This window comes from Autumnicola edwardsiae (genome assembly GCF_031846505.1).
Lineage (GTDB): Bacteria > Bacteroidota > Bacteroidia > Flavobacteriales > Flavobacteriaceae > Autumnicola > Autumnicola edwardsiae.
Genome location: NZ_JAVRHP010000066.1, coordinates 1 through 18274, shown reverse-complemented (window position 1 = coordinate 18274; position 18274 = coordinate 1). Strand labels below are relative to the sequence as shown.

The window sequence follows — 18274 nt, the reverse complement described above, 5'->3', positions numbered from 1 at the left end:
CCATATTTCGGTGATAAAATGCCCAATTGTGGTTCCGTAAAAAAGACAATTAAAAAGTAAAAACCAACCTAACCAAAACCAAAAAATAATGAATTCAGAAGCAAAAAACCACCATAAAACTGGTGGTAGCAATTACGGTAGATTTTTTCTAATGCTCGGGTTATCTTTTATAGCCATGTACATTACCATGTACCTGAATACCTACGAATTTGATCATGTTTATTTCAGCTTGACCCGTTTTTATATGACCTGTTTGGGGATAGCGGCAATGGCGGTAATTATGTTGTCGTTGATGTTGAAAATGTATAAAAATAAGAAGAAGAATATAGCAATTTACGTGGGTAGCCTGGTGCTGTTTGTCTCTGCTTTAGGTTTAGTACGAGCACAACGACCTATTATTGGCGACGTTTTATATATGAAGGCAATGATTCCTCATCACTCTATAGCGATATTAACCAGTAAAAGGGCAGATATTAAAGATCCTGAAACCAAGAAACTAGCCGAGGAGATCATTGAAGCACAGAAACGCGAAATTGCCCAAATGAAGAAGATTATTTATCGTTTAGAGAACGTAAACAAATAAAATAACAAACTATGATATTGAAAAATTACTTTCTAATCCTACTGATATTTTTAGGTTTTTCGGGTTACAGCCAGGAAGAATTAGAGGCATCCGTAGAAGGAAACGTTGACGATCTGCCTGTGCGGGAATACACGTTGACCTTGCGGGAAGAACAGGTCAACAAGGCTGGCAAGCCGGTTATGGGTATGACCGTAAACGGTCAGATCCCCGGGCCCACATTAGATTTTAATGAAGGGGAATATGCCATAATTTATGTGAAGAATGAAATGAGCGTAGAGTCTTCCATTCACTGGCACGGTATGCTGCTGCCCAATTTTTATGATGGTGTACCCTACCTTTCTACCCCACCTATAGAACCCGGCAAAACCTTAAAATATGAATTTGCAATAAAGCAAAATGGTACCTATTGGTACCATTCCCATACGATGTTGCAGGAACAGAGTGGTGTTTTTGGTCCCATCGTCATACAACCGAAAGAAAAAACATTGGAGTATGATAAAGAGCAGGTTTTGGTATTGTCTGACTGGACCAATGAAAAGCCCAGGGATGTAATGCGGTTTTTAAAACGGGGCACCGAATGGTACAACATAAGAAAAGGAACGGCCACACCGCTCAACCAGGTTATTGCCAGGGGGGCACTGGGCGCACAGTTCGATTTTTGGAGGCAACGTATGGAAAGCGCGGATATTGCTGATATTTATTATCCTGCCTTCTTAATTAATGGCGAGGATAAAATTGAATACCCAGATTTTAAACCAGGTGAAAAAGTGAGGATGCGTATTATTGATGGTTCCGCCTCCACTTCATTTTGGATGGCCTTTGGCGGCCCAGACCCTTTGCTTGTCTCTGCAGATGGTAAAGATGTTGTTCCTGTTAAGAAGAACAAGACTTTTATTGCCGTTGCAGAAACCTACGATTTTATCGTGACCATACCGGAGAATGGCAAACTGGAATTTAAAATAATGGCACAGGATGGCTCCGGTACCGCAACTGCCTACTTAGGTCAAGGCCCTATCGTTGCCGCCCCTGACGTTACCAAACCGGATAAAATCGGGATGATGCAGCAAATGGCTAAAATGAAAATGAAAATGGGCGCACCCGCTTTAAAATTTCGACCAGGTAAAGACGAGCGATACGAGATGAAAGAGAAATGGGGGATGCAAATGGACAATAATTTGCAGATGGAAGGAATGAAGGAAATGGATATGATGAATATGGACAAGTCCAATATGAAAAATATGGAAATGAAGAAGGATAAAATGGACGGAATGCAAATGGATATGAAAAAGGATTCAATGCAGATGGACCGTTCCAATATGGTCGGGATGGATACGGAAAAGGATTCCAAAATGAATGAGGCCTCTGAAATGGAGGATATGAACAAGACGAACCCGACTGCCGGACGGGAAGTAATGGACGAAGCAGATGGCATGCAGGGAATGGCTATGTTTTCGCAATACAACTATGACTACCTGAAGTCGCCAGAGAAGACCAGCTATGATCCCGATGTGCCCGTAACCGAAATCCTACTGAACCTTACCGGGAATATGCAACGCTATATCTGGAGTATGAACGGTGTCCCTTTATCTGAGGCAGATAAAATAAAAATCAAGGGAGACGAGGTGACCAGGATTACCTTCAACAACCTGACTATGATGCACCACCCCATGCACCTTCACGGCCATTTCTTTAGGGTCATCAATGAAAATGGGGAATATTCCCCTCTAAAACACACGGTCAATGTACCGCCAATGCAAAAAGTGACCATTGAATTCTATGGCAATGAATACGGCGATTGGTTTTTCCATTGCCATATTCTTTACCATTTAGTAAGCGGTATGGCACGCATTGTCAGCTATGACACCCCTAGGGATCCAAGGCTAGAAGAATATCCGGTCTCCAAGCTTCTGGATGAGACCGATCAGTATTATTCCTATGGAATGATAGATGCGGCATCGCATATGACCACATTGAACCTGATATCGTCTAATATCCGAAATCAGTTTAGTTTCCGGGGGGAATATGGTTGGAACAAAAATATGGAGGTAGAAGCTGCTTATGATAGATACCTTTATGATTATTTGACTGTTTTTGGCGGTATAAATGTCGAAAACGGAATGGAGGATAGCCTCGATGAGATAACAACAACAGCAATAGCAGGTGTACGATATCTCACTCCTTACTTATTTACGTTGGATGTGCGAATGGACAGCAAATTGCGCCCGCAAATTAGCCTGAGCCGTGCGATCAGTATTTTTCCGCGAACAATATTGTTCGGAGTGTACGAGTACCAGGCAGATTTTGGGTGGGTAGATGAACTGCCTCAAGGAGATAATTTCAAAAAAGAGGTTACCTGGAGTACAGGTATTGAATATTTTTTATCCAAGAATTTTTCCTTGATGGGAAGCTATGACAACCGTTTTGGCGCTGGAGGCGGATTATCATTACGATTCTAAACAATATGGGAAATTATAAAGAAAACAGTCTAAGCCTGGTGGGTGCAATATCAATGGGAACCAATGTTATGATTGGTGCAGGGATCTTTGCGCTTCTTGGTCAAGTGGCAGAACTTTCTGGTGAGTATTTTCCAATAGCTTTTATTGTGGGTGGAATTATATCAGGATTTAGTGCTTATTCCTATAACAAGATGTCTAATGCGTATCCATCTGCAGGAGGTATCGCCATGTATTTGGAGAAAGCTTATGGAAAGGGACTTGTAACTGCTTTTGCAGCTTTACTGATGACGTTCTCTATGATTATTAATGAAAGTCTGGTGGCCAGGACCTTTGGTAGTTATACGTTGCAATTGTTCGATGCGCCAAAAGACAGTTATCTCATTCCCGTTTTAGGGGTGGGCCTACTCATTTTAGCCTTTGTAATTAATATTGCAGGCAATAAGGTAATAGGGAAATCCTCCCTTGCCATGGCGATCCTCAAAACCGGTGGGTTATTGATCTTTGCCGGAGGAGCTATCTATGCCTCGGGTTTTGTAGTATCAGATTTAGTACCTTCAGGAGATACCGGCGGGGAAAGGGGAGTAATGGAGTACCTTGGAGCACTGGCTTTATCTATCCTTGCCTATAAGGGTTTTACTACTATAACCAATAGTGGTGGTGAAATTGTGAAACCACACAAAAACGTGAGCAGGACCATAATCATTTCATTGCTTATTTGCGGGCTAACCTATTTACTGGTTTCCTGGGGGGTTATTTCCAATCTAAATATTCCTGAAATCATTGAGGCCAAAGATTATAGTCTAGCTGAAGCTTCCAGGCCATTATTTGGTCAATTTGGTTTATGGTTTACCGTGGCTATTGCTATTATCGCCACTATTTCTGGAGTAATTGCCAGTGTTTTTGCAGTTTCAAGAATGACTGCTATGTTAACCGACATGAAGTTGATACCTCACAGTCACTTTGGTATGAAAGGGAGTATACAAAAGCATATGCTGGTGTATATTATAGTAATTGCCATTGTGCTTACTATCTTTTTCGACCTTTCCAGGATAGCCTCCCTTGGCGCAATATATTATTTGGTGATGGATATTATTATTCATTGGGGAGTGCTTACCAAAATGAGAAAGGACATAGAAGCCAAAGCTGGGATCGTAATAAGCGCAATAATTCTGGATGTGGTAGTTTTGGGTTCCTTCGTTTATATTAAAATAGAACGTGATCCCACCCTAATTTGGATAGCATTTGGTTCTATGTTGCTCATATTTTTAGGTGAAAAATGGTTTCTAAATCGAAAACCTCCAGAAAAAGGGGCGGTAGATTAGCTGTTAAGCAGCCTGCGACTTTTAAGTTGTCGAAGTATCTAAAATTTAAGCGGGGCTGTAACTTTCCTTGTGCTGAAATTGTTACGGATGCCATTCAAAATAATATAATGATGAAAAAAAACGTAAACAGAAGGAATTTTATACAAACTGCAAGCCTGGCAGCAGCAGGTTTCTATGTAATGCCTTTTTTTGCCTCCTGTAAATCGGATACCTCCACCCGGCATCCTGAGACCGTAAATAAAATGGACAAGGATTTTATTGCCGATTTAGATCTACAACTTACCGCATTACCTTCCCAGACCAGCATCTATCCAAACAGTAGTACCAAAACATATTCCTATAAAGCATCTATCATAAAAGGTAGCGAAGATAATTTACAAAATATAGAGGGTAGCTATTTAGGACCTGTTATTCGGGTAAAGAAAGGGGATAAGGTTAGGGTGAGGTATGAAAACCAGATTCCGGCCGAATCTATTGTGCACTGGCATGGCCTGCACGTGTCTCACGAGAATGATGGCCACCCAGAGCATGTAATAAGTGAAGGCGAAACCTACTATTATGAATTTGAAGTAATGAACAGGGCTGGAACGTATTGGTTTCACCCACATCCGCATAAACATACCGGGGAACAGGTATATAAGGGACTGGCAGGATTGTTTATCGTATCTGATAAAGAAGAAGGAAAATTAAATCTACCCCAGGGTGAATATGATATTCCCGTGGTGATCCAGGACAGGACTTTTAATGATAATAAACAGCTCCAATACCTGGGCGATGGAGAGATGGATCGAATGCAGGGTTTTTTAGGTGAGCAAATATTGATCAATGGTAAAATTGATAATACCCTGAACCTGGGCGCAAACGGGAAATATCGTTTAAGGCTCTTAAACGGTTCCAATTCCAGGGCTTATAAGTTGGCGTGGGACAATGGTGAACCTATCACAGTATTTGGTGTGGACGGGGGGCTATTGGAAGCGCCAAAAAAATTGCCCTATCTAATTTTAGGGCCAGCGCAGCGGGTAGATGTATGGTTGGATTTATCTCAACAGTCAGAAAATAGTCGTATTAAACTGGTCCATTTACCTATCCCACTGGACATGATGGGTGGTGGCATGATGAATGGCGGGATGATGGGAAATAGCAGTAGCAATCACTTGCCTTATGACACTCAGTTTGATATTCTGGAAATAAATGTGGGGGCTTTCGCAGAAAACAATGCTCAATTACCTGGTGAGCTCAGTTCTTTCAATACATTGGCGGCCACAGATGCCATCAATAAAGACAATCCCAGGACTTTCACCTTCGCTATGGGCGGAATGATGGAATGGACCATTAACGGTCGCACCTATAATGGCACCGAAGTAGCCGAAGAAGAGACCGTGAAATTAGATACTACCGAAATTTGGCGTATCAATAATGGAAACCAGTTTTCTTCAGATCCTGATGATGACAGCGGAATGATGGGCGGCGGAATGCATGGCAACGGCGGAATGATGGGCGGTCAGGGAGGCATGGGAAATATGATGCAAATGCCACATCCTGTTCATATCCACCAATTACAATTCAACATCTTAAACCGAAACGCTGATAAGGTAGATGATAAGCTTTGGGAAGCAACCAAAGACGGTTTTATCAACGAAGGCTGGCAGGACAGCGTTTATCTTTTACCAGGAATGCAAATGGATTTGATCATGCGATTTGAAGACTATAAAGGATTGTTTCTATACCATTGCCATAATCTGGAGCATGAGGATATGGGCATGATGAGAAACTTTAAAATAGTGTAGAAAGGACAGGATAAGGGAATTATAAAAAATAAAACTGAACGATGAAAATTTTATTAACTCTAAAACAAAGTAAAATGAAAACAATTGTAAAAACCTTAATGATTATAGTAGCAGTAGGAACATTGGTAAGCTGTAAATCAACATTTAACGCTTCTGAAGCAATGGATGTTCCAGACAATCGAAACGCTGTTTACCAGGAAATTATTTCGAACCCAAACCAATTCAATGAATTCATTGATCTGGCACAACAAGACGAAGGGGCAAGAAAACTCATGATGCAAAACCATATGCAAATGATGGAATCTGGCAAAATGAAAGCCATGATGCAAAAGAACCCGGGGATGAAAAAAAAGATGAAATCCCACATGGAGAAAATGATGGATGATCCTGAAATGAAAGAAATGATGGGGAAAATGATGAAGAAGAAAATGAAGGAAAATCCGGAAATGAAAGAAAAAATGATGCATGAGATGATGCACCAAATGGGGAATGATCCTGAATTAAGAAAAAAAATGATGCAGGGGATGATGAAAAAAATGAAAGAAAACCCGCAAATGATGCAGGATATGATGGAAAAAATGCATGATGATCCCGAGATGATGGAAAGAATGAAGCAACATATGGATAAAAAGAAAGGGGATGATTCCAAAAAAGAAGCCGGAAAACATGAACATAATCCAAAACCATAATTAGGGGATAATGATGATGTTTTGGTGGATTGTAATAGGGCTTATTGTCGTGGCAGCAGTCTTTCTGCCCTTAAGTAATTGGTTAGGTAAAAATCAGAGAACAGGCGATAGCCCTATACAAATACTTGAGAAAAGATACGCAAAGGGAGAAATAAGTAAAGAAGAATTTGAAGAGCAAAAAAATAATCTCAAAAGAAAATGACTTATGAAATACTATTTTAATAAAACGATAAAAGGAGATTTTGAGCAGGTAATTGATCAGGTAACCCGGGAACTGGAAAAAGAAGGCTTTGGCGTTTTAACTGAAATTGATGTTACTGGCACTTTAAAGAAGAAACTGGATGTGGATTTCAGAAATTATCGCATCCTGGGAGCATGTAATGCGCCTTACGCCCATAAGGCATTAGAGGTCGAAGATAAGATTGGCACCATGCTGCCTTGTAATGTTATAGTTCAGGAGAAAGAATCGGGCCAAATTGAAATTGCGGCCGTTAACCCTATAGCCTCGATGCAGGCTGTAGAAAATAAAGCTTTGGGAAAAGTTGCCCAGGAAATAAAAGGGAAACTCGAAAAAATTATTTCAAAATTATAGTTAGACGTTTTTAAAACTAACCAGATGAAAAATATGAAATTTATACTGTTGCTCGTTTTTATTGTAGGAATTAATTTTTCTTTAATGTCCTGTAGGGAAACCACAGAGACAGAGCATGACGATATGGATGATATGGAAATGCAGGATGAAGGGATGATGGAAGAAGATGATATGCAAATGGATCACGACTAGGATATGGATCTTGAAGGAGGTCACGATCATTAAACAACATATTTGATCAAAGTTTTTTGAAAATGGAGGGATTTTGTCTTAATATTAATTAGTTGAAAACTTCGATTCCTCTCCATTTTCTTTCCTACTTGCTTTATGACATATTTCTAATAACCAAAAAAAGATAACAGATGAAAAATTTTTTTCTCATATGCCTGGTTTCTTTGGTGCCAATTATGGTACAGGCTCAGGAAAATCATGAAAGCCACGAACACCCTTCAAACACTGAAGAACGAAATATTGAAAAGGATTCAATTCCTGCTCAAGATTTGGAGTCTAAAGAAACCAATGAAGAAAATTTAGAACAGCACAAGAATGAAGTGAAAGCCGGGTTGGACGAATTTCCAAACCTGCATCCTTTGGTTGTTCATTTTCCTATTGTCCTACTCATTTTTGGGGTAATTTTACAACTTATCCAAATTTTTATATTAAAACCTAATATGGATTGGGTGATTTTGCTTATGGTGGGTGTTGGCTTTATGGGAGCTTATATTGCCGGGGTATATGCCCATCCTCATACACATGATTTAACTGAAACAGCCAAAAGTGTGCTGGAACAACACGATAAATTTGCTGAATGGACTATCTATTCCAGTGCCATCGCGGCTACTTTAAAATTGGTGAGCGTGTTTTTACTTAAACAGAACCGCCTTTTTGAAATTTTAGTTTTTCTGGTGCTGGCTTTTTCAGCTTATTCAGTTTCAGAAGCTGGGCACTATGGCTCGCAATTAGTTTACCTTGAAGGCGTAGGACCACAGGGCAACTACCTGGAACCTGAAAAAACAAATGAGAATAGCAAAGACGAAGGACATTCGCATTAAATTGCATTTATGAGAAATTCTTTTTTAATAGGTTCTTTAGTGTCCGTGGTAGTGCTCACAATCCTTATATTGTGGCAGCCGAATTTATGGTGGGTAGCGGTTTTACTGCTTCCTGTTTATATTTTGGGCTTTAAAGATTATTTTCAAAAAGCGGACAACATACAGCGTAATTACCCTTTATTTGGTAGGCTTACCAATCTTTTAGAAGAACAACGCCACGTTTTGCAAGAAGCTTTGTTCCTTAATCGCACCGAGGGTATGCCCTTCAACTGGATCCAGAAAGAAATCGTTTATAAGCGGGCCGCAAACGCAAACAAGAATCAGCCCTTTGGCACCCAGTTATCTTATGAGAGTGTTGGCCGAGAACGGTTTTTGCATTCTACATTTCCGTCAAAGGAATTCCGGGATAATTTTCGTATTAATATTGGAGGCCCAAATTGTACTAAACCCTACAGCTCAAGTATTTTAAATCTCGGGGCGATGAGTTATGGCTCTATAAGTAAAAATGCAACTTTGGCATTAAATGCTGGGGCTAAAATTGCAAATTTTGCACAAAATACAGGAGAGGGAGGTTTAACCCCATATCACAGGAAATACAAAGCTGATTTAATTTTTCAATTTGGCACGGGTTACTTTGGTTGCAGGAATAAGGAAGGGGATTTTGATGCTAAAAAATTTAAAAAAATAGCTGAAGATAAACTCGTGAAAATGATAGAAATTAAAATCTCACAAGGAGCTAAGCCAGGTTTTGGTGCTATACTTCCTGCCAGTAAAAATACCAGGGAGATTTCAGAATATAGGGATATTGAAGCACATACAGAGATTCATTCCCCGGCGCACCACAGTGCTTTCAGTAACCCTAACGAGTTGCTTAAATTTATCAAAGAATTACGTGATCTTTCCTCTGCAAAACCTATAGGGATTAAACTCTGTATTGGTTTAAAACTCGAATTTGATGAGATGATTGAAATATTTTCGAAAAATAAAGAAAATAATTTTCCAGATTTTATTGCGGTAGATGGAGCAGAAGGTGGTTCTGGGGCTGCAAGCATGGATGGATTACATTGGGGCGGAACACCTTTAATTGAGGCGCTCCACTTTGTGGATATAACTTTAAAAAAATATAATCTGCGCAAACATATTAAGGTTATAGCTGCGGGAAAAATAATTTCTTCTTTCGATATTTATAAAACATTGGCAGTTGGGGCCGATGCTTGTTACAGTGCCAGGGGTATGATATTTGCCCTGGGGTGTGTCCAATCTTTAAAATGCAATTTAAATACCTGCCCTACCGGAATAACCACTATGGATTCAAAGCGGGTAAAGGCTTTGGTAGTTGAGGATAAGAAACACAAAGTGGCTAATTATCATAAAAACACCATTCAGGGTTTAAAGGAATTGTTACTATCAATGGGTATCTCAGATAGAAATGGAATAAACAAAACCAGTATTGTAAGAAAAATTAGTGAGTCGGATATTAAATCCTATAGTGAACTGTATAAATGATCTTTAACGACTAAAAGTAAATTTGTAATTGATTAACGTAGGTGAACGCAAACGAAATCGCAGACGTAAAAAGAATAATCTAATATATAAAGGTTAATTAGAATGGTGAAGAGAAAAACAGCTATGAAAATTCGTAAAGGCCATCGATACCTGGGAATCTTTATAGGAATTCAGTTTTTGATATGGACCATTAGCGGGATGTATTTCAGCTGGACTGATATTGATGAAATTCACGGAGATCAATTTAAAAAATTACCACCCGAGAACTCAAATTTTGAAAATCTCGCCGGCATTTCCACGCTCATTCCGGAAATGAAAATTCATAGTATTAGTTTAAAAGAAGTTTCTGGCGAGCCTTACTATTTTGTAAATAATGAAAAACTGGTACACGCACAAGATGGCAAAGTTATCGATGAAATTTCAGAAGAAGATGCCAGGAATATCGCGCAACGGTATGTAAAAGATGATTTTGAAATAATTTCAGTAGAAAAAATCAACGAAGTCGGGGATCATCATGAATACCGTAGTGGATCTTTTCCGGCTTATGTTATTAATTATGCCCAACCTAAAAACCTAAAAGCTTATGTGGGTGCTACCGATGCAAGTTTTAAAACGGTGCGTTATCGCGACTGGCGTTGGTTCGATTTTCTGTGGATGACCCATACTATGGATTACGAAGGAAGGGACGATTTTAATAACCTTGTACTACGTATTTTTTCTCTTATGGGCCTCATTACTGTCTTGAGCGGTTTTTTACTCTGGTATATTTCATCACCATTGGTAAGAAAATTTCAAAAAAAAATCAAACAAACCTAATTTTGAACATTAATAACGATAAAATCGGAAAATGAAAAAAATATTTAGAAGCATAACAGTTTTAAGTCTCATTGCTGGAAGTTTAGCGATATTTTCTTGTAAAAATGACGGAAACACAAAGGATGCCCCAAAGCCAATGCAAAATGAAATGCACCAGCCGGATTTGGATAAACAAGCTAAAGCAGAAACCTACAAAGGAGAGAAATTGCAAGCTGAATTTAAGGATAAAAAAACCTCTGATGTCTATAACCTCTATATAGATATTAAAGATGCGTTTGTAAATACCAATTCCCAAGCCGCTAGTGAAAAAGCAGCAGAACTTGCAAAAACCGCAGCCAATAAGAAAGGTATAGTGGCTATGGCAAATGAAATTGCAGAAAACGGTAATATAAATAAGTAGCGGGAAGCTTTTTCTAAACTTACAGAAGCTATGGAACCTGTTTTAAGGAATGCATTAGCCTCTGGAGAAATCTATAAGCAATACTGCCCCATGGCTTTTGAAGGAAAAGGAGACTATTGGTATTCAAATTCAAAAGATATTTTTAACCCATATTACGGAAATAAAATGTTAAAATGTGGCAGAGTTGAAGAAACAATTAAATAAGCTGTAAGAATAATTTGCTTGGTTTTCGGGCCTTGCAGGTTGCTCAAAAGTTTTGAATGAAAGTAAAAAAATTGTACATAAAAAATGTGGTGTGCCAAAGGTGCATTATGGCCGTAAAGGAAATTTTTAATAATTTGAATATTCCTTTTTCCGCGGTAAACCTTGGTGAGGCAATTTTAGAAAGAAAGCTTTCTGCTGTTGAGAAAGAGAAACTACAAACAGAATTTGAAAAATTAGGGTTCGATATCATTGAAAACCGTAATGAAAAATTAATTAACAAGATAAAATCTTTAATTATTAAAGAGGTTTATTCAGAAGGCACTTCAAACGATAAACTATCAACTATGCTTAATTCACACCTGCACCTTAATTATGGCCATATAACCCACATCTTTACAGATAGAGAGGGACAGAGTATTCAGCAGTTTTACAACTCGGTTCGAATTGAACGCGTAAAAGAGCTTTTAAATTACGATGATTGGAGTATCGTGATGATTGCAGATAATCTTGGGTATTCTTCAGCCGCCTATCTTTCAACTTCATTTAAAAAAGCAACGGGACTTTCCCCTTCAGGTTACAGGAAGTTACAAGTAAAAGACCGGAAAAGCCTTGATATGATCTAAGTTTTCCTTGGTATGGAAGTTTAACCAGGTTAGCTGCTCAAGAGACTACTTAGGTCAAATAAACTAAAGCATAAAATATGAACATTCTTTCAATTCTAGGCATACTTATTTATCTATTAATTGTGTTAGATGTTATTCAAACAACTCTTTCCTTACAGGGTGGGGGGTGGTTGACCAGCCGGTTTTCCCATTTTTTCTGGAAAGGATTTTTAAATATTTCTGGCAAAGACGGAAGTTCAAAATTTTTGAGTCATGCAGGTTATATCCTGCTTATTGCAATTGTAATAATTTGGGTCTTTGCCCTGTGGAGTAGTATGGTTTTGATATTATATTCCAATCCTGGATCAATAATTCAGAGTTCCACCAAGACCACTGCAGGATTATTGGAGGTAATATATTATAGCGGTTTTACCCTCTCCACCCTGGGCGTTGGTGATTTTATAGCTGCAGGAAATTATTGGAGGCTACTAACCACTATTTATTCCTTTACAGGTCTTATTCTTCTTACCATGTCGGTGACTTATTTTATTCCCGTTCTTTCAGCAGTTATAGACCAACAAAAATTGGGAATAAAACTTAGTACCTTAGGAAGTACACCGCAGGAAATTGTACTTAATTCCTGGAATAAAAAAGACTTTTCAAGACTGACGAATAAAATTGATGATATATCCGACTCTATTATTAAATACAGCCAGCATCATAGAACATATCCGGTTATTCATTATTTCCACAACCCGAATCAAAGTAACAATGTAGTTTTGCAACTCGCACGCCTATACGAGGCGTTAATTATCCTTACCCATATAATAAAAGAGGAAAACCAGCCCCCCTTAGAAGATATTCGGCCTTTGATTGTAGCTTTTGAAAATTATTTTAAAATTATATCTGAAGTTACCCATATCAATATTAAAGAAAAAAATCCTGCCAAAATTTCGGTTGCAATTTTACAGGAACAAGACCTGGTGCCTACCACAACGGTACAAAAAGATATAGAAGAAAATATTATGGAAAAACGCAGATTCTTCAAGACCTTATTATTGCAGGATGGCTGGAAATGGAGACAATTAGAAGAAAAAAAGACTTAAAATTTTAAGCGCTTTGTTAAATACCTTTAAAATTGAAAGATCTTAGCATAATTTTAAAACCCGATTTGGTTTTTAGTTTATAATTTCGACATAAACCATTAAAATTCAATATTATGAGAAATGAGAAATTAATTAATGCGCTTGGAAATTGTATTAACCATTGTAATTATTGTGCTGATGCCTGTCTTGATGAAGATAATGTAAAAATGATGAAAGATTGCATCAGAATTGATAAGGTCTGTGCTGAAGCCTGTGCTGCTTTAAATCAAATTTTAGCCACGAGCTATAGGGATGTGAACGCTTTGGTTGAATATTGTAAAAAGGTATGTCAGGATTGTGCAGATGAATGCGATAAGCATGATCATCAGCACTGTAAGGATTGTGCGCAGGCTTGTAGAGAATGTGTAGAAGCTTGTGAAGCTTATTTAGCTTAATTGTAGGTTATTTAAATAACTGGAACCCGGTTTAGGCCGGGTTTTTATTTACGATTTAGAAGGCTATTTCAGTTTTTGAACCTATCTATTTGAATACTACCTCTAATTTTTTGATGTTTCAATCGGTCAATTGCCAACTTGAGGTTTTTAATCTATAGTGTTTTGTGCTTCCGCAGTTCTTTAAAGCTACCTTTTATTTTTGCATATGCACTTAACGTAAAGTCGAGACGATTTTTTGCCTGAGAACTTCTTAATAAAATTAGAATAATCATAACTTTTGATTTTAGCTAATTAAGGAATAACTCCTAACTGGTGCAATTTAGACATATCATACAAGAATAACATAATGAGTGTAAATAGAAGAGATAGAAGAAAAAATAAAAATAGAAAAAGGGCAAAGTCCAAGAAAAATACTATTTCCAAAAAAGATAAAATTTATGGTATTCTTGCTTTGGTTATTTTATTTTTTGCAGCCGTATTTGCTGCCATCCTTGTTGCTTTTATGGCTTAAGAGTATATAAATAAAACCTAAATTATGACCAATATTCTTTATATTAAAAATATGGTGTGTCCACGCTGTATAAACTCGGTCGCGTTTATCTTAGATAAGTTGAAAGTTTCTCATGGTGTCATCAAACTGGGTGAAGTATATTTAGAAAAAGAATTAGATGAACATACAAAAAAACTTTTGAAAGAAGAACTTAGGAATTCTGGTTTTAGTCTCATAAACGATCGAAAAAGTCAACTTATCGAACAGATGAAAACATTGGTTATAGATAAAATCCATCATTCCAATGAGGCACTCGATATAAAATGGCCAGAATTTATAAGTGAAAAATTACATCTTGACTATAAGTACCTTAGTTCTTTATTTTCTGCTGTAGAGAGTATTACTTTTGAGCAATATATCATCAATCAAAAAATAGAACGCATTAAAGAACTTGTCATTTATAATGAATTGAATTTAAGCGAAATTGCATTTCAAATGAACTATAGCAGTGTTGCTTATTTAAGTAACCAATTCAAAAAGATTACAGGAATGACGCCTACACAATTCAAGAACTCCACTATTAGAAATCGAAGGAATTTAGATGATATATAGGATTAATTCACGAATCTGAAAATTTTACAAATCATTCGGCTCATTATACAATACTTCTAGCTTGTTATATGGCTAAATTTGTCTTGAACAAAACCAAACAGTCTTTACTATGGAAGCCGTAAATGTATTCGAACCCAAGGAAGAAAAGAAAACAGACAAGGGAACAAAAAAATCCTTTCCGGTTACTGGAATGACCTGTGCTGCCTGTGCCGGTAGTGTAGAATCCATTCTTTCCCATACCGATGGCGTGAACAAGGCCACCGTGAATTTTGCCAGCAATTCAGTATTGGTCGATTACGATGAAAATATTTCCGAAGAAAAATTACAGCAGGCACTACAAGAGGTGGGTTATGACCTTATTATCGATGTGAAAGACCCAGCAGGAGTACAACAAGAACTACAGCAAAAGTACTATCAAGACATAAAAAATCGCACTATTTGGTCAGCCATTTTAACGCTGCCCATTTTTATTCTGGGAATGTTCTTTATGGCTTGGGAACCCGGAAAATTGATATCGTTGGTGTTGACCGTTCCTGTTTTATTTTGGTTCGGGCGTAGCTTCTTTATCAATGCCTTCAAACAGGCCAGGTACGGAAAGGCCAATATGGATACGTTGGTGGCGTTAAGCACAGGAATCGCATTTCTATTTAGTGTGTTCAACACGCTGTTTCCTCAATTCTGGCTGAGTCGTGGTATCGAGCCTCACGTCTATTACGAAGCGGCAACCGTTATTATTACCTTTATTTCCCTTGGGAAATTATTGGAGGAAAAAGCAAAATCGAACACTTCTTCAGCGATTAAAAAACTGATGGGATTGCAGCCCAAAACGTTGAAGGTAATAGAAAATGGCGAAGAAAAGGAAATCCCGATTTCCGAAGTTCAAGTGGGTCAAACCATCTTGGTACGTCCTGGAGAGAAAATCCCGGTAGATGGCGAAGTATCAAAAGGCAGTTCGTATGTAGATGAAAGTATGATTACGGGCGAACCGGTCCCGGTCCAAAAATCCAAATCGGAAAAAGTATTTGCCGGTACCGTCAATCAAAAAGGAAGTTTTCAATTCACTGCAGAAAAGGTAGGCGGCCAAACCCTGCTTTCCCAGATTATAAAAATGGTTCAGGAAGCACAGGGAAGCAAAGCACCTGTGCAAAAATTGGTCGATAAGATTGCGGGAATTTTTGTTCCCATCGTATTGGGGATATCCATTATTACCTTCATCGTTTGGATGTTTGTTGGTGGCGATACTGCATTTTCACAAGCTTTATTGACTTCCGTAGCAGTATTGGTCATTGCCTGCCCTTGTGCGTTGGGGTTGGCGACACCAACAGCGATTATGGTGGGAATAGGAAAAGGCGCAGAGAACAATATTCTCATAAAAGATGCCGAAAGTCTGGAGCTTGGGCATAAAGTGAATGCCGTCATTCTTGATAAAACAGGTACGATTACCGAAGGTAAACCCTTGGTAACGGATATTATTTGGAATGATAAAAGTAATGATGAAACGAAATACAAACAAATTATTTCAGCGATTGAGGCACAGTCCGAACATCCATTGGCCGAAGCCGTGGTCAATCATTTTAAGGAACAAGGTGTTCGACCCACCGAAATCACTTCTTTTGAAAGTATAACGGGAATGGGTGTTGAAGCAGAATCGGAAAAGGGTATTAAATACTTTGTAGGTAACCATAAACTAATGGTCAAGAATGATATTCAAATCGATGCTGCCTTAATCAATGCATCCGAAAATCTTGAAGAACAAGCAAAAACGGTCATATTTTTTAGTAATGATGAACAAGTACTTGCAATCCTTGCCATTGCAGATAAGATTAAGGAAACATCCAAAAAGGCCATTGCCACGCTGCAAAATAAAGGAATTGAAGTTTATATGTTGACAGGCGATAATAATAAAACCGCATCTGCTGTTGGAAAACAAGTGGGAATAACCCATTATCAAGGGGAAGTAATGCCTTCCGATAAAGCAGCCTTTGTAGAGAAATTACAAGCCGATGGAAAAACAGTGGCTATGGTGGGCGATGGCATCAACGATTCCCACGCCTTGGCACAGGCCAATGTGAGTATTGCTATGGGCAAAGGTTCCGATATTGCGATGGATGTTGCAAAAATGACCCTTATAACCTCAGATTTGCAATCTATTCCCAAAGCGTTGGAACTATCAAAAAGAACCGTATTGGGTATCCGTCAAAATCTGTTTTGGGCGTTCATTTACAATATTATTGGTATTCCTATTGCAGCAGGCGTGCTATATCCTGTAAACGGATTTTTACTAGATCCGATGATTGCAGGAGCAGCAATGGCTTTCAGTAGCGTATCGGTTGTTGCCAATAGTTTAAGACTTAAACGAGTAAAACTTTAATATTAATTATAAATTCAAAAATTATGAAAACTTTAAAATTCAAAACAAATATCAATTGTGGTGGTTGCGTATCTAAAGTTACCCCCTTTTTAAACAAGCAGGAAGGTGTTGAAAGCTGGGAAGTGGATACGAATAATCCCGATAAGATACTGACCGTCGAAACTAATAGTGCTACCGAAGAGGAAGTGAAGGCTACTTTGCAAAAAGTAGGGTTCAAAGCGGAGTCCATAGATTAACACTTCTGAATAAGGATGGTTTACGTAATCCTCTTAGGTGTCGTCATTTTTTTTGCCGTTCATTTTTATAGAAAAGCGAGGCGACGGAAGGTCAAGCCTTTTCTAGAACATTGGCACGGGTCGTTGTTAGAAAATGTGCTCTATTATCGCAATCTTTCAGAAGAAAAGCAAAAGGTTTTTCAGCAGCGAATAACATCTTTTTGAAATCTCGATTTTCTATAAGCCAATTAACAGCTTGGTTTTCACTATCAAAAGTTCTGGTAACACTTACATCTGGCTTGGGATTGTTTACGAAAAATGAAATGTTGGAAGAATCATCAAGAGGTTGTCTGTCCGAAAATACATATTCTGTAACCTCATATTCCAGTGGTGGTTCATTTCGGAAAAATTGAACTATTCTATTTTTAATGTCTGCCATTATTCCCATATGTTAAAATGGAAACATTTGGTCAGTAAATTGTTTAAATATGTCGCTGGCCAAAGTCTTGTCAAAGGCTTTGGCTGCGACCAAATCACCAAGTTTTGACTTCAATAATTGGCCAAACGATTTTTTGCTTAGATGTGGAATGTCATTTCGTAACTCTTCAAACTCGTCAAAAATGATTTGTTGACCATATCCTGATTTTTTAATCTCGGATAATATCTCTTTCAAAAGTTCTTTTAATTCTTCATCAGAATCGCTGATTTTTGAGTAGTCAGGTACTTGGGCTTTTCTGGCTTGTTCAATGGCATACTTTCCCTCAAGTTTTAGTTTGGCATTTACCTCGCGACCATTCATAGTCTCAATGATGCCTCGTTCTTCAAGCATTCTACTATAGTCCCAATCCTCGCTACGACCATTTAACTTTACGCCGTTACCTTAAAGAATCCATTTAATAGAATGATATCTCCCATCATTATACAGTTCATATAGTTTAGAAAGTATAAGGTCAAGAATGCCTTCGGTATCAAGGTTTTTACGCTCTTCTAAATCAATGTCATCAGCTCGCACAATAGCATCTGAAATAAATAATATT

22 protein-coding genes are annotated in these 18274 nt (G+C 38.1%); 20 read left to right on the top strand and 2 right to left on the bottom strand.

Annotated features, from left to right (window positions below; genetic code table 11):
• Nucleotides 1-88 precede the first annotated feature (88 nt).
• The 20 genes from RM529_RS12155 (at nt 89) to RM529_RS12060 (ending at nt 17258) form a co-directional block, all read left to right on the top strand.
• On the top strand, nt 89-583 hold the full coding sequence (locus tag RM529_RS12155; RefSeq protein WP_037314426.1) for a DUF305 domain-containing protein: 495 nt from the start codon (nt 89-91) through the stop codon (nt 581-583).
• An 11-nt stretch (nt 584-594) separates the two neighbouring features.
• A complete protein-coding gene (locus RM529_RS12150; RefSeq protein ID WP_037314424.1) occupies nt 595-3039 on the top strand; it encodes a multicopper oxidase domain-containing protein in 2445 nt (814 codons plus the stop codon).
• 5 nt (nt 3040-3044) lie between these two features.
• On the top strand, nt 3045-4361 hold the full coding sequence (locus tag RM529_RS12145) for an APC family permease (protein WP_311485051.1): 1317 nt from the start codon (nt 3045-3047) through the stop codon (nt 4359-4361).
• 107 nt (nt 4362-4468) lie between these two features.
• On the top strand, nt 4469-6148 hold the full coding sequence (locus tag RM529_RS12140; protein ID WP_037321878.1) for a multicopper oxidase family protein: 1680 nt from the start codon (nt 4469-4471) through the stop codon (nt 6146-6148).
• Between the two features lie 74 nt (nt 6149-6222).
• Complete coding sequence (locus RM529_RS12135) at nt 6223-6837, top strand: hypothetical protein (RefSeq protein WP_311485050.1); 615 nt, start codon at nt 6223-6225, stop codon at nt 6835-6837.
• A gap of 10 nt (nt 6838-6847) precedes the next feature.
• Complete coding sequence (locus tag RM529_RS12130) at nt 6848-7039, top strand: SHOCT domain-containing protein (RefSeq protein WP_034892159.1); 192 nt, start codon at nt 6848-6850, stop codon at nt 7037-7039.
• Between the two features lie 3 nt (nt 7040-7042).
• Complete coding sequence (locus RM529_RS12125; RefSeq protein WP_034892162.1) at nt 7043-7429, top strand: DUF302 domain-containing protein; 387 nt, start codon at nt 7043-7045, stop codon at nt 7427-7429.
• A 24-nt stretch (nt 7430-7453) separates the two neighbouring features.
• On the top strand, nt 7454-7621 hold the full coding sequence (locus tag RM529_RS12120) for a hypothetical protein (protein ID WP_156100710.1): 168 nt from the start codon (nt 7454-7456) through the stop codon (nt 7619-7621).
• Between the two features lie 170 nt (nt 7622-7791).
• The gene (locus tag RM529_RS12115; RefSeq protein WP_081891337.1) at nt 7792-8481 is read left to right on the top strand and encodes a DUF2231 domain-containing protein; all 690 of its coding nucleotides are present in this window, start codon (nt 7792-7794) and stop codon (nt 8479-8481) included.
• Between the two features lie 9 nt (nt 8482-8490).
• The gene (locus RM529_RS12110; RefSeq protein WP_311485049.1) at nt 8491-9987 is read left to right on the top strand and encodes an FMN-binding glutamate synthase family protein; all 1497 of its coding nucleotides are present in this window, start codon (nt 8491-8493) and stop codon (nt 9985-9987) included.
• A gap of 102 nt (nt 9988-10089) precedes the next feature.
• Nucleotides 10090-10803 carry a PepSY domain-containing protein gene (locus RM529_RS12105; RefSeq protein ID WP_133548492.1) on the top strand — a complete coding sequence of 238 codons (714 nt, stop codon included), beginning with the start codon at nt 10090-10092 and terminating at the stop codon, nt 10801-10803.
• Nucleotides 10804-10834: 31 nt separating this feature from the next.
• Complete coding sequence (locus tag RM529_RS12100) at nt 10835-11203, top strand: DUF3347 domain-containing protein (protein ID WP_311485048.1); 369 nt, start codon at nt 10835-10837, stop codon at nt 11201-11203.
• A gap of 30 nt (nt 11204-11233) precedes the next feature.
• Entirely contained in the window at nt 11234-11407 is a 174-nt protein-coding gene (locus tag RM529_RS12095; protein WP_133548494.1) for a DUF3347 domain-containing protein, read from the top strand.
• A gap of 56 nt (nt 11408-11463) precedes the next feature.
• Complete coding sequence (locus RM529_RS12090) at nt 11464-12030, top strand: helix-turn-helix domain-containing protein (RefSeq protein WP_133548495.1); 567 nt, start codon at nt 11464-11466, stop codon at nt 12028-12030.
• A 77-nt stretch (nt 12031-12107) separates the two neighbouring features.
• Entirely contained in the window at nt 12108-13115 is a 1008-nt protein-coding gene (locus RM529_RS12085) for a potassium channel family protein (RefSeq protein WP_311485047.1), read from the top strand.
• A gap of 113 nt (nt 13116-13228) precedes the next feature.
• Nucleotides 13229-13549, top strand: coding sequence for a four-helix bundle copper-binding protein (locus RM529_RS12080; protein ID WP_311485046.1), 321 nt, complete (start codon nt 13229-13231; stop codon nt 13547-13549).
• Between the two features lie 346 nt (nt 13550-13895).
• On the top strand, nt 13896-14060 hold the full coding sequence (locus tag RM529_RS12075; RefSeq protein WP_311485045.1) for a hypothetical protein: 165 nt from the start codon (nt 13896-13898) through the stop codon (nt 14058-14060).
• Between the two features lie 24 nt (nt 14061-14084).
• Entirely contained in the window at nt 14085-14651 is a 567-nt protein-coding gene (locus tag RM529_RS12070; protein WP_311485044.1) for a helix-turn-helix domain-containing protein, read from the top strand.
• Between the two features lie 109 nt (nt 14652-14760).
• Nucleotides 14761-17022: a heavy metal translocating P-type ATPase gene (locus tag RM529_RS12065; RefSeq protein WP_311485043.1), complete on the top strand. Its 2262-nt coding sequence runs from the start codon at nt 14761-14763 to the stop codon at nt 17020-17022.
• Between the two features lie 23 nt (nt 17023-17045).
• Complete coding sequence (locus RM529_RS12060) at nt 17046-17258, top strand: heavy-metal-associated domain-containing protein (RefSeq protein ID WP_072875669.1); 213 nt, start codon at nt 17046-17048, stop codon at nt 17256-17258.
• Nucleotides 17259-17349: 91 nt separating this feature from the next.
• Here the strand turns inward: RM529_RS12060 and RM529_RS12055 are convergent, their stop codons facing one another.
• The gene (locus tag RM529_RS12055) at nt 17350-17676 is read right to left on the bottom strand and encodes a hypothetical protein (RefSeq protein WP_245812524.1); all 327 of its coding nucleotides are present in this window, start codon (nt 17674-17676) and stop codon (nt 17350-17352) included.
• Between the two features lie 12 nt (nt 17677-17688).
• Nucleotides 17689-18066, bottom strand: coding sequence for a hypothetical protein (locus RM529_RS12050; RefSeq protein ID WP_311485042.1), 378 nt, complete (start codon nt 18064-18066; stop codon nt 17689-17691).
• Nucleotides 18067-18274: the final 208 nt, after the last annotated feature.

Coding starts and splice junctions, on each gene's coding strand:
- RM529_RS12115 (WP_081891337.1), top strand. CDS start 7,792: ATGAAAAATTTTTTTCTCATATGCCTGGTTTCTTTGGTGCCAATTATG.
- RM529_RS12130 (WP_034892159.1), top strand. CDS start 6,848: ATGATGATGTTTTGGTGGATTGTAATAGGGCTTATTGTCGTGGCAGCA.
- RM529_RS12140 (WP_037321878.1), top strand. CDS start 4,469: ATGATGAAAAAAAACGTAAACAGAAGGAATTTTATACAAACTGCAAGC.
- RM529_RS12135 (WP_311485050.1), top strand. CDS start 6,223: ATGAAAACAATTGTAAAAACCTTAATGATTATAGTAGCAGTAGGAACA.
- RM529_RS12075 (WP_311485045.1), top strand. CDS start 13,896: ATGAGTGTAAATAGAAGAGATAGAAGAAAAAATAAAAATAGAAAAAGG.
- RM529_RS12060 (WP_072875669.1), top strand. CDS start 17,046: ATGAAAACTTTAAAATTCAAAACAAATATCAATTGTGGTGGTTGCGTA.
- RM529_RS12125 (WP_034892162.1), top strand. CDS start 7,043: ATGAAATACTATTTTAATAAAACGATAAAAGGAGATTTTGAGCAGGTA.
- RM529_RS12085 (WP_311485047.1), top strand. CDS start 12,108: ATGAACATTCTTTCAATTCTAGGCATACTTATTTATCTATTAATTGTG.
- RM529_RS12095 (WP_133548494.1), top strand. CDS start 11,234: ATGGAACCTGTTTTAAGGAATGCATTAGCCTCTGGAGAAATCTATAAG.
- RM529_RS12055 (WP_245812524.1), bottom strand. CDS start 17,676: ATGGCAGACATTAAAAATAGAATAGTTCAATTTTTCCGAAATGAACCA.
- RM529_RS12145 (WP_311485051.1), top strand. CDS start 3,045: ATGGGAAATTATAAAGAAAACAGTCTAAGCCTGGTGGGTGCAATATCA.
- RM529_RS12155 (WP_037314426.1), top strand. CDS start 89: ATGAATTCAGAAGCAAAAAACCACCATAAAACTGGTGGTAGCAATTAC.
- RM529_RS12065 (WP_311485043.1), top strand. CDS start 14,761: ATGGAAGCCGTAAATGTATTCGAACCCAAGGAAGAAAAGAAAACAGAC.
- RM529_RS12080 (WP_311485046.1), top strand. CDS start 13,229: ATGAGAAATGAGAAATTAATTAATGCGCTTGGAAATTGTATTAACCAT.
- RM529_RS12070 (WP_311485044.1), top strand. CDS start 14,085: ATGACCAATATTCTTTATATTAAAAATATGGTGTGTCCACGCTGTATA.
- RM529_RS12100 (WP_311485048.1), top strand. CDS start 10,835: ATGAAAAAAATATTTAGAAGCATAACAGTTTTAAGTCTCATTGCTGGA.
- RM529_RS12110 (WP_311485049.1), top strand. CDS start 8,491: ATGAGAAATTCTTTTTTAATAGGTTCTTTAGTGTCCGTGGTAGTGCTC.
- RM529_RS12050 (WP_311485042.1), bottom strand. CDS start 18,066: ATGCTTGAAGAACGAGGCATCATTGAGACTATGAATGGTCGCGAGGTA.
- RM529_RS12090 (WP_133548495.1), top strand. CDS start 11,464: ATGAAAGTAAAAAAATTGTACATAAAAAATGTGGTGTGCCAAAGGTGC.
- RM529_RS12105 (WP_133548492.1), top strand. CDS start 10,090: ATGGTGAAGAGAAAAACAGCTATGAAAATTCGTAAAGGCCATCGATAC.
- RM529_RS12120 (WP_156100710.1), top strand. CDS start 7,454: ATGAAAAATATGAAATTTATACTGTTGCTCGTTTTTATTGTAGGAATT.
- RM529_RS12150 (WP_037314424.1), top strand. CDS start 595: ATGATATTGAAAAATTACTTTCTAATCCTACTGATATTTTTAGGTTTT.